Source organism: Flavobacterium sp., from assembly GCF_043773265.1.
Taxonomy (GTDB): Bacteria; Bacteroidota; Bacteroidia; order Flavobacteriales; family Flavobacteriaceae; genus Flavobacterium.
Map to the genome: position 1 here is coordinate 1 of NZ_JAYVFH010000096.1, position 11,461 is coordinate 11,461.

The following is an 11,461-nucleotide window of genomic DNA, read 5'->3' on the forward strand; positions in this document are numbered from 1 at the left end:
TCAAAACAAACAAGTAACTATCAATTTCATTGGATGTTTATCTGAATTAGCTGGAACTTATACTGTTGTTGTTACAAGAGGTGATGGAGTTGTTAGAACTTACACTAACGAAACTGTAGAGTTAGTTGATGTAAACTATTTCAAGACAAGAACTACAGGTCAATGGGCTGCAGGTACAATTGCTCCAGATCAAGGTTATAACTTTACAGATATTTGCGGTGACATTAGTGTTGGTTTACAACATTTAGCTCAAGAATATTATTCTAATACTGTAAAAGGTTTAACTACAGATGGTACTGATGGTGAAGTTATTGACGCTACTCATTTCAAAGTTACTTATGAAATTTCATTTGCTGCAGGAAATCAAACGTATACAAATGTATATACTGAAAACTAAAAAATTATTTTAAAATGAAAAAAATATTAAATTATAATTTATTCGCAGTTGCTGCCTTAGTTTTATTGTCTTCATGTAATAATGATTATGATACTACTTACACTTCAAGTGTAAAAGCAATTGCTACTACAAGTGTTACAAGTTTAAACATTGCTGAAGGTACTTCATCAACTGTAACTTTAACATTAGACAAGCCGTTAAACATTAAAACTGACATGAAAATTGAAGTTTTAAGTGGTACAGGTGTCTTTAGAGACTTTACTGTAACTTATGGTGCAAATGAGCCATTAGATATTGAAACAAGTACAGATGATGGTTGGGGATTAATTGGTTACAAAATAACTATTCCAGCTTATACAACTAGTTTTACTTTTAATATTAATGCAGTATTAGATTTATTACCAGAAGGTACTGAAAACTTAGTGTTAAAATTGACTCCTGCTGGAAATGGTGTTACTTTGTTAGCTCCAGGTTCTGAATTGATTAACTTGACAATTCCTAATACAACATCTAATAATTTTGTTGTAAACATGGAATGGAATGGTGATCATCCAGATGCTCATGGAACTATTGTTCCAACAACTTTCACAGGTACTGATAGTAAAGAACATGAGATGTGTGTTTATGATTTCGATTTAGAAATTTATGATGATACTTTTTCTGCTACTCCATATTTTGATTATGACAACTGTCCAGCAACTGTAACTATTGATGCTGCTGATCCAGATGGTGATTATATTGTTGTACCTAGTTTTTGGACTATTGGTTCTGTTGCTGCTACGAATGTTAATATCCCAAAATCTGGTGATATTATCTTCCCAGTAAAAGTTACTATGGCTAAACCAGGTGTGTTTACACACACTACTGATATGACAGGTAAGTTTACATACAAAAAGAAAGGTGCAGTTCAAGGAAATCCTGATGCATATATTCCTATAGCAATCATTACTAAAACTGGTAATAATTATGTATTAACTGATTATGATACTGCAGAAGTATTAGGTTCTGGTCGTTATGCTAACTTATTGAATAACATCAAAAACAAAATGAAAAACAAAAGATAATAAATCTTAATTTTCAAATACTTAAACCATCCGCAATTGCGGATGGTTTTTTTTTAACATTTTATTTATTCTATTTGTGTATTTTTGCCTCACATTTGTATCACTATGAGATTATTTTTGTTTTTTATATTTACTTTATCAGTATCGTTTTCAAACGCTCAAGATGTTGAAAATGGTTTAGAAAAATTAGACACAACTAAAGTCTATAATAATAAAATAGTTACTGTTCCTAAAGCTAAACACGAACAATACAAAATCATAACTTTAGATAGAGATACAACATATGTAGATACTTCGTTAACAATAAAAAGTGATTATAAGTATAATTATTTAAGAAAAGATATTTTTGGCTTGCAACAATTTGCTAATGAAGGTCAAACCTATAATAAACTTTATTTTGATTTAAACCATAATAATGCCTTTCCAGAATTTGGTTTTAAAGGAAAACATTATGGATATCTCGAAGTAAAAGATATTAATTATTATTCTGTTGCAACTCCATTAACAGAGCTTTATTTTAAAACTGTAATGGAACAAGGTCAGAACGTTGACGCACTAATAACAGTCAACACTTCTGAAAGATTTAATTTTTCAATTGCATATAAAGGTCTACGTTCACTCGGAAAATACATAAACCAACTTTCAAGCACAGGAAATTTCAGATTTACAACAAGTTATTTTACGTTAAATAAAAGATATGAAATTAATGCCCATTTTACAGGTCAAGACTTATTAAATGGCGAAAATGGAGGAATAACTTCAATAAACGACTTTGAAAGTGAAGATAATTCATTTAAAAATCGAGCAAGATTACAAGTTTATCTTACTGATGCAAAATCGTTTCTAAAAGGAAAACGTGTTTTTATAGATCACAGTTTTAGAATTAATAAAAAAGAAACCATTAATAATCTTTTTGTAAACCATCAGTTTAATTTAGAAAATAAGTTTTATGAATTTAATCAACAAACTTTATTAACTCAAATTGGGAATGATGCACCATTTCAACGTTTCGGAAATTCTTATGTAACAAGTAAAATAAACGACCAAACACGTTATCAAAGAATGTATAATAAACTTGGAGCGACTTATGAAAATAAAACTCTAGGTGAATTTCAGTTTTTTATAGAAGATTTCAAATATGTTTATCGTTATGATAAAGTATTAATATTAGAAGATGCAATAATTCCGAATCAAATATCACAAAGAATTAATGCTGTTGGTGGTCAATACATCTATCAAAAAAACAATTGGAATGGAAAGTTTTTATACAATAAAGCAATTTCTAAGCAAACATTTTCAACTATAGATGCTATTCTAAAATATAAGTTTAACGATAAAAATGATTTTTCATTTCAATACCAAAACATAAGTCAAATTCCCAATCACAATTTCACATTACATCAAAGTAGTTATGTTGACTATAACTGGAAAAATGATTTCAAAAACGAAAAGATAAACAATGTTTCAATTATTGCAAATACACAATGGGTAATTGCAACTGCACAAATTTCATTACTCAACGATCATTTATATTTTAGTAATGACAACTCCACAAATTTGCAACTGGTTTCTCCAAAGCAATATGATAAACCTATTAATTATATCTCCTTCAAAGTCAGTAAAGAGATAAAATATCATAAATTTGCTCTTGACAACACTATTTTATATCAAAATGTGTCTCAGGATGAAAATATTCTAAACGTGCCACAAATAGTCACTAGAAATACCGTTTATTTCACCAATTATTTTTTCAAAAAAGCATTATTTCTTCAAACAGGTATAACACTCAACTATTTTACTAAATACAATGCCAACGATTATAATCCGGTTATTGGTGAATTTTTCGTTCAAGACCAAACTAAAATTGGTAATTTTCCGGTGTTAGATTTCTTTGTAAATGCAAGAATTCGTCAAACTCGAATTTTCCTAAAGGCAGAACATTTCAATTCTGGGTTTTCAGCAAGCAACTATTATTCAGCACCAAATACACCATATCGCGATTTTATGATTCGATTTGGACTTGTTTGGAATTTCTTTCAGTAGAAACGAATGGCTTATTTCTTTTACCAAACCATATTCCTGCTTTTCGCTATATCTTTTTCTTTACAAAAAAAAGGATAACGCTGCAATCAGGGTTATACAGCCAACCATTTACATAAAATCAATAGTTTTGTAAAACCATATTATTATCAATATCTTTGCACTCACAAACATACAAACATGAATTATTCAGAAAATATATTAGGAACTATAGGTAACACACCATTAGTAAAACTAAACAAAGTTATTAAAGGAATCGATGCACTTGTACTTGCCAAAGTTGAAACCTTCAATCCAGGAAATTCTACCAAGGATAGAATGGCACTAAAAATGGTAGAAGATGCCGAAGCTGACGGAAGACTAAAACCCGGAGGAACAATTATTGAAGGAACTTCTGGAAACACAGGAATGGGTTTAGCTCTTGCAGCAATTGTAAAAGGATACAAATGTATTTTTGTTATTACAGACAAACAATCCAAAGAAAAAATGGATATTCTTCGTGCTGTAGGTGCAAAAGTTATTGTTTGCCCAACAGATGTTGAACCAACAGATCCAAGATCATATTACTCAGTTTCTAAAAAATTAGGCGAAGACACACCCAATTCTTGGTATGTAAACCAATATGACAATCCATCAAATGCTTTAGCTCACTATGAGCAAACTGGTCCTGAAATTTGGGAACAAACCGACGGAAAAATTACACATTTTGTAGTTGGAGTAGGAACAGGTGGAACAATTTCTGGAATTGGAAAATATTTAAAAGAAAAAAACCCAAACATAAAAATTTGGGGAATTGACACATATGGATCAGTTTTTAAAAAATACCACGAAACTGGAATATTCGACGAAAACGAAATCTATTCCTATATTACAGAAGGAATAGGCGAAGATATTCTTCCAAAAAACGTAGACTTTTCATTAATTGACGGTTTTACTAAAGTAACTGATAAAGATGCAGCAGTGTACACACGTAGAATAGCACTCGAAGAAGGAATATTTGTCGGAAATTCTGCTGGTTCTTGTGTAAAAGGATTGCATCAATTAAAAGAACATTTCACTAAAGACGATGTTGTTGTAGTTTTATTTCACGATTCAGGAAGTCGTTATGTTGGAAAAATGTTCAACGACGATTGGATGCGTGAAAGAGGTTTTCTTGACGAAGAAATTACAAAAGCAGAAGATGTTATCAAAGATCATATCGATAAAACACTAGTAATTGTTCGCACAGAAGAACTAGTTTCTCATGCAATTGACAGAATGAGAAAATATAAAATTTCACAAATTCCTGTAATAGATGTTACTGGTTTTGTTGGTTCAGTTGACGAAACAGATTTGTTTCAAAGTTATGTTTCTAATAAAGACGTTGCAGACAAACCTATTAAAGAAGTAATGGGAAAACCATATCCAATTGTAAAACTTGGCACGCCAATTGACGAAGTATCCAAGTTATTTACCAAAGACAATCAAGCTGTACTTGTAGATTTAGGAAACGGAAAACACCACATCATAACTAAATATGATATTATTGGTTCGATAAAATAGTTTGAAAGAAAAAACAATATATATAATTTCAGGTTGCAATGGCGCAGGAAAAACAACTGCGTCATTAACAATTTTACCAGAAATTTTAAATTGTAAAGAGTTTGTAAATGCAGATAATATCGCTTTAGGATTGTCACCTTTTCAACCAGAAAAAGTAGCTTTCGAAGCAGGACGAATAATGCTGGAACGAATCGATACATTATTAAAACTAAACGAAAATTTTGCTTTTGAAACTACATTGTCAACTAAAAGCTATAAACATCGACTGCTTGAAGCTAAACAAAATGGTTATACTGTAAAACTTTTATTTTTTTGGTTGCCAACTATTGAAATGGCAATAAATAGAGTAGCATTAAGAGTTTCAGAAGGCGGACACAATATTCCAAAAGGCATAATTGCAAGAAGATATTCTCGCGGAATTGAAAACTTATTCAAAATTTATATACCTTTGTGTGACAGTTGGATGTTACTTGATAATGAAGAACAACCAGAAATAATTGCTAATGGTTCAAATAATCAAGAAACAAAAATTTTTGATAAAACAAAATGGAATCAAATAGCTAATTTATAAATTCAAATAATATGAGTAAGAAAGTAGTATCTAAAATTGATGATTTTCATGTAAAAGTTACAAAAGGATTGAAATTGTCATTTGAACGAATGATTCAAACCAAAATTGAAAAAAACCAATCTGTAGTAATTATGCGTGATGGTAAAATTATCACCATTAAAGCTTCTGAATTACATAAATTATAAATAAGTTTTTTTTAAAATATAGAGCAAACCTACAATTAACCTTGTAGGTTTTTTTTATTCGCCAATTAAAACTCCAGAAACATTCCAAGAACTAAAACTTGTTCCTTCATTTGCTCCTTGCGGAATTTTTATTTGAAAAGTATGATTTCCTGCTTTCAAATCACCCAAATCAATATATATAGGATTTGTAATCATTCCGGGACACCAATTAGAACGACTATAATCTGAAGAAGATAATCCGTTAGGAAAATTTCCAGATGCAGGATTATACAATCTATATGAACCACAATCTTCTCGCCAAGGTGTAAAATGAAAGACTTCTTTGTCATCTAAATAAATTGTATTTTTTTTCGGTACAAATTCATCACCATTTTCCCAACCTCCATGACCAGTAGAAATATAGCGAAGTTTGGCATTTTTCAACTCTTTATTTAAAGTAAAATTCACAACCAAACCTTTTTCAGAATTAAATAAAGTACCATATTCTTGCCCAGCCATTTCCATCACATTGGTCGAATTGAATAACGGAATTACTGTAGCTGATTTTGCAACAGCATTTTCTTCTTCTTTATGAATAGTAATGTTTACACTAACTTTATGACCACCTTTATCATAATTTCCTATAAAAGTTCCAATATAAATTTCGCGATTATTTAATGCCGAAGTCAACTCCGAAATATCTTGACGATAATAAACTTGTTCTTCCCAAATTTTATCTTTCAGTTGTAAATTATTATATTGTTTTATTCCAAAAGGAGTGAAAAAACGCATCAATTCAATTAGCGGTTCATAATTTTCATTATCAACAATTCCTTGATATTGCTTTCCATTTCCGTTATCATACACAGGAAGTGATTTTATTCCATTTTGCAATCCATTTAAAAAAGAAGTTTTTTTATCCATAGGAATCATAAAAACCGAACCAGTTCTATCATAAGCATCACCATTAGATTGTTCGGTAACATCGATAAAAACTTGACTTCCTTTGGCTATTTCTGGAATTTTTACTTTTTTTAAAATAATAGTTCCGTTTGCAAATCTCAAAATACTATCATTAGATTTGGATGCATCCGAAAAATTTATTATTTCATTTTTAAAAATTGAAATGGTTGTAAATCTGCTTTTCCAAAGTAAATCTTTGTAAGTCAATAAATCTGAAATTTTAGTTTCATCAATTTTTAAAACTGGAAATTGTTTGACCCTCTCAACTTTAGTAGCACTAACCACAAAATTACCGTTGCGAATAGTTTCTAACACTAATCCTAATTTTTGTCCAAGTAAAGATGGTGCACCTTTTATTTTTAAATCATTTGTATACCACAATTCAATCGTATTAGAATTAATAACAGTTTTCGCTTTTTTACAATTGTAACCTAAAATTTTTTTGGTTTCATCAAGTAGTTCAAAGGTTTGTTTGTCTATAGAAAGACTATCTTTTGTTGTAATAATTTTTGAAGAATTCAAATTAGCAATTTGAAAATAATTTGATTTAGTTATCAAAGTCTGTTCAAATGGAAATATAGATTTATTATTTACTACAGATTTTGAAGTGATTATCGATTGTTTTTCATTTGAAAAAACAAAAACATCATCTTGATTTTCAATTAACTTTCCGTTAGAACTTTTACTGTAGGTAATTTTATAATTGCTTTGACCAAAAGTAAAAAGCGAAAAAAATAAAAGCGAAATAAAAATTATGGGTTTCATTTTCTTATAGTTTGTTATACAAATATAAGTTTTGAATTTTAATTTGTGGAAATTAGTTTAATTGATACCAAAAAATTACTTTAGTATTTTATATTCGATTCAAAATTTATGAAAGAGGATTTTATCCATTACGTTTGGCAATACAAGAAATTTGATTTTAATAATCTCAAAACTACTCAAGGCGAATACTTAACCATAATTAATTCTGGAAACTACTTGCGACTTGCAGGTCCTGATTTTTTTAATGCTCAAATAGTTTTAGACAATCAAAAATGGGCTGGAAATGTTGAAATTCATATAAAATCTTCTGATTGGTATGTTCATAATCATGAAAAAGACGATAATTATGATAGCGTAATTCTTCATGTTGTTTGGGAACACGACATACCAATTTTCAGAAAAGACAATTCCGAAATTCCAGTTCTAGAAATTAAAGACTATGTTTCCAATTCAGAACTTATTAAATATCAATCATTAACGGCTCAAAAATCTTGGATTTTTTGTGAAAATCAAATAAAAAGCGTCGATAATTTTATAATTTCCAATTGGCAAGAACGTTTGTTTTTTGAACGTTTAGAACGAAAATCACAACCCATTCAACAACTGCTTCAAGAAACAGAAAACGATTGGGAATCAGTTTTGTTTTGTATGCTTGCCAAAAATTTTGGTTTGAATACCAATGGCGAAATGTTTTTTAAAGTTGCCAAATCCATAACTTTTTCACTCATTAGAAAAGAAGCTCTAGAAGTTATGTATCTAGAAGCATTACTGTTTGGTCAAGCCAATATGATATTAGAAAACGTTGAAGATAATTACCCAAAGGAATTAAAATCCTGGTATGATTACATTGCTTTAAAATATAAATTAGAAAAGCCAACGATTGAACCTATTCAGTTTTTTAAACATCGACCAGATAATTTTCCAACCATTAGACTGTCACAATTGGCAATGTTATATCATTTGCATCGCAATTTATTTTCTAAAATAATCAGTGCAAATTCTATTAATGAACTTTATGATATTTTCAATTTATCTGTAAGTGATTATTGGAAAACACATTACAATTTTGACAAGTCAAGTCCTCGAAAAGAAAAAGCGTTATCTAAATCGTTTATAGATTTGATTATAATAAATACAATAATTCCAATTCAATTTGCTTATGCTAACAGTCAAGGAAAAGAAATTTCAGAATCGTTAACCAATTTATTATCAAATATACCAACCGAGAAAAACACCATAATCGAAAAGTTTACTACATTTGGTATTAAATCTAAAAATGCTTTTGACTCGCAATCATTATTGCAACTCAAAAATGAATATTGTAACCATAAAAAATGTTTGCAATGTAGTATTGGATTAGAACTTTTAAAAGATAAATGAAACCAATAACCAACATACGCTATTTTTTTGAAAAACATGGTTTTCATGTTTCTTCACGCTTGGCAGATAAGTTGGGTATGAGAGCAACAAGTGTTCGATTATTTTTTATTTACATATCCTTTGTAACTGTTGGTTTAGGATTCGGATTTTACTTAACTTTAGCTTTCTGGATAAAACTAAAAGATTTAGTTAGAGCCAAAAGAACTTCAGTGTTTGATCTATAGAATTAATTTATTATGTTAGAAAAAGACGATTTAAAATCATTCTTCAATTTTTCGAGAGAACAGCGCAAAGGAATACTTCTATTGTTTGTTATAATTATTGGTTTGCAAATCGCTTATTTTTTTGTTGATTTTAATAAAATAAATAAGCCATCACAAGAGGAACAGAATTGGCTTTCGCTTCAAAGTGCTATTGATACTTTAAAACTTCAAAAGCATGAAACAACTTATAAAATGTATCCATTTAATCCCAATTTTATTACAGATTTTAAAGGATATAAATTAGGAATGAAAGTTGAGGAAATTGACCGATTACTGGCCTTTAGAAAACAAGGAAAGTTTGCCAATTCGCCAGAAGAATTTCAAAAAGTTACCCGAATTTCCGATTCGCTTTTAAATGCAATTTCACCATTTTTTAAATTTCCAGATTGGGTGAATAAAAAGAATCAAGATGTTTCTCAAAATTCTTATACAAAATCCAATTGGAAAGAGTTTCCAAAGAAAGAAGCCATGAAAATTTTGGATATTAACCAAGCTACAAAAGAAGATTTGATGAAAGTATATGGAATAGGTGATGCCATTTCAGACAGAATTTTAATCCAAAAAGAAATCTATAGCGCATTTGTATCAATGGAACAAATGAATGATATTTGGGGATTATCACCAGAAGTTATTGCCAATCTCAACAAATATTTCAAAATCACAACCGTTCCAAACATTAAAAAAATTGATATTAACAACGCTTCAATTAAAGAATTAGGAGAATTTCCATATTTCAAATATCCAATTTCTAAAAACATAGTTACTTATCGAAGTATGAATGGTGACATTAAAGTTGAGGATTTAGCAAATATTAAAGCTTTTCCTGTTGATAAAATCAAAATAATTGCCTTATATTTACAATTCTAAAAAATAGAGTAAAAATTAAGCGTTTATTATATGAATTCAGCATATTTTACAGAAGAACACGAATTGTTTAGAAAGAGTCTTCAAGATTTTTTACAAAAAGAAGTTGTACCTCATATTGAAAAATGGGAAAAAACAGGTTCAATTGAACGTTTTATTTGGAAAAAATTTGGCGACATGGGTTTTTTTGGAATAGCATATCCAGAAGCTTATGGAGGATTGAATTTAGATTTGTTTTATACGGTTATATTATTAGAAGAACTTCAAAAAATAAAATCTGGTGGTTTTGCTGCTGCCATTTGGGCACATTCCTATTTAGCAATGACGCACTTAAATGCAGAAGGCGATGAAAGAATAAAACAAGATTATTTAGCACCAAGTATTTCTGGCGATAAAATTGGTGCAATGTGTATTACTGAACCTTTTGCTGGAAGTGATGTTGCAAGCATGCGGACTACCGCAGTAAAAAAAGGAAATAAATATATTATTAATGGATCTAAAACATTTATTACAAATGGTGTATATGCTGATTATTATGTAGTAGCTGCTAAAACAAGTCCAGAGCTAGGAAATAAAGGTATAAGTATATTTCTAATAGATACAAATCTAAATGGAATTTCAGCAACAAAATTAGATAAATTAGGTTGGAGAGCATCAGATACAGCAGAAATTGCATTTGATAATGTAGAAATTCCAGAAGAAAATTTAATGGGCGAAGAAGGAAAAGGATTCCCTTATATTATGCAACATTTTGCACTTGAGCGATTAATTATGGCAATAAATGCTCACGCAAGTGCAGAATATGCTATAGAATATGCCATTAACTATATGTCGCAACGTGAAGCATTTGGCAAAACTATCGACAAGTTTCAAGCATTACGACATACTTTAGTAGAACACGCCACAGATGTAGAACATTGTAAAATATTTAATTATACTGCTGTTGCAAGATTAAATAAAGGTGAATATGTAGTAAAAGAAGCTACAATGGCAAAATTAAAATCTACAAAAGTTGCTGATGAAACAATTTACAGTTGTTTGCAAATGCTTGGAGGTTATGGTTATATGGAAGAATATCCATTAGCAAGATTGTTAAGAGATAGTCGTTTAGGTCCAATTGGCGGTGGAACTTCAGAAATTTTGAAAGAGATTTTATCAAAAATGATTATTGATAAACAGAATTATCAACCAGCGGTGAGATAGTTGTTTATTTATATTATGATAACTATATATCAGAAAATTCAAAATATTACTTAATAAATTTTTCTAATTTATTTCTTCACAAACTTCCCATTCCAATTACCATAATTAGTTACTAATGAAATAATATAAATGCCACTTGATAAATCACTTACATCTATTTTATTAATGCCATTTGTTGATAATAAAACTTCGTTACCTAATAAATCGATTACTTTTAGAGAAGTAATAGTAACATCAATGTTAGT

The 11,461-nt window shown here is 29.4% G+C and carries 12 protein-coding genes; 10 read left to right on the forward strand and 2 right to left on the reverse strand.

Annotation, left to right across the window (positions count from 1 at the left end; translation table 11 throughout):
• From ACH2BO_RS05060 to ACH2BO_RS05085, 6 genes are all read left to right on the forward strand, one after another.
• Positions 1-397, forward strand: a 397-nt coding sequence (locus tag ACH2BO_RS05060) for a hypothetical protein (protein WP_395043661.1), incomplete at its 5' end; no start/stop codon positions are given.
• Between the two features lie 14 nt (positions 398-411).
• The gene (locus tag ACH2BO_RS05065; protein ID WP_395043662.1) at positions 412-1,461 is read left to right on the forward strand and encodes a hypothetical protein; all 1,050 of its coding nucleotides are present in this window, start codon (positions 412-414) and stop codon (positions 1,459-1,461) included.
• A 105-nt stretch (positions 1,462-1,566) separates the two neighbouring features.
• On the forward strand, positions 1,567-3,504 hold the full coding sequence (locus ACH2BO_RS05070; protein ID WP_395043663.1) for a putative porin: 1,938 nt from the start codon (positions 1,567-1,569) through the stop codon (positions 3,502-3,504).
• A gap of 177 nt (positions 3,505-3,681) precedes the next feature.
• Positions 3,682-5,043: a pyridoxal-phosphate dependent enzyme gene (locus ACH2BO_RS05075; protein WP_395043664.1), complete on the forward strand. Its 1,362-nt coding sequence runs from the start codon at positions 3,682-3,684 to the stop codon at positions 5,041-5,043.
• Position 5,044: 1 nt separating this feature from the next.
• Positions 5,045-5,614 (forward strand): zeta toxin, encoded by a 570-nt coding sequence (locus tag ACH2BO_RS05080; RefSeq protein WP_395043665.1) that lies wholly within the window; start codon positions 5,045-5,047, stop codon positions 5,612-5,614.
• Positions 5,615-5,625: 11 nt separating this feature from the next.
• A complete protein-coding gene (locus ACH2BO_RS05085) occupies positions 5,626-5,799 on the forward strand; it encodes a hypothetical protein (protein WP_395043666.1) in 174 nt (57 codons plus the stop codon).
• Positions 5,800-5,853: 54 nt separating this feature from the next.
• Here the strand turns inward: ACH2BO_RS05085 and ACH2BO_RS05090 are convergent, their stop codons facing one another.
• A complete protein-coding gene (locus tag ACH2BO_RS05090; RefSeq protein WP_395043667.1) occupies positions 5,854-7,506 on the reverse strand; it encodes a GLPGLI family protein in 1,653 nt (550 codons plus the stop codon).
• Between the two features lie 108 nt (positions 7,507-7,614).
• Here ACH2BO_RS05090 and ACH2BO_RS05095 point away from each other — a divergent pair, with 108 nt between their 5' ends.
• The 4 genes from ACH2BO_RS05095 to ACH2BO_RS05110 are packed head-to-tail and all read left to right on the forward strand — an operon-like array spanning position 7,615 to position 11,216.
• Entirely contained in the window at positions 7,615-8,886 is a 1,272-nt protein-coding gene (locus ACH2BO_RS05095; RefSeq protein WP_395043668.1) for a DUF2851 family protein, read from the forward strand.
• Positions 8,883-9,110, forward strand: coding sequence for a PspC domain-containing protein (locus tag ACH2BO_RS05100; RefSeq protein WP_395043669.1), 228 nt, complete (start codon positions 8,883-8,885; stop codon positions 9,108-9,110). Before ACH2BO_RS05095 ends, ACH2BO_RS05100 begins: the two co-directional genes overlap by 4 nt.
• 12 nt (positions 9,111-9,122) lie before the next feature.
• Positions 9,123-10,016: a helix-hairpin-helix domain-containing protein gene (locus tag ACH2BO_RS05105; protein WP_395043670.1), complete on the forward strand. Its 894-nt coding sequence runs from the start codon at positions 9,123-9,125 to the stop codon at positions 10,014-10,016.
• A gap of 30 nt (positions 10,017-10,046) precedes the next feature.
• Positions 10,047-11,216 (forward strand): acyl-CoA dehydrogenase family protein, encoded by a 1,170-nt coding sequence (locus ACH2BO_RS05110; protein ID WP_395043671.1) that lies wholly within the window; start codon positions 10,047-10,049, stop codon positions 11,214-11,216.
• 68 nt (positions 11,217-11,284) lie between these two features.
• On the opposite strand, the gene ACH2BO_RS05115 is transcribed toward ACH2BO_RS05110, so the two are convergent.
• On the reverse strand, positions 11,285-11,455 hold the full coding sequence (locus ACH2BO_RS05115; RefSeq protein WP_395043672.1) for a T9SS type A sorting domain-containing protein: 171 nt from the start codon (positions 11,453-11,455) through the stop codon (positions 11,285-11,287).
• Positions 11,456-11,461: the final 6 nt, after the last annotated feature.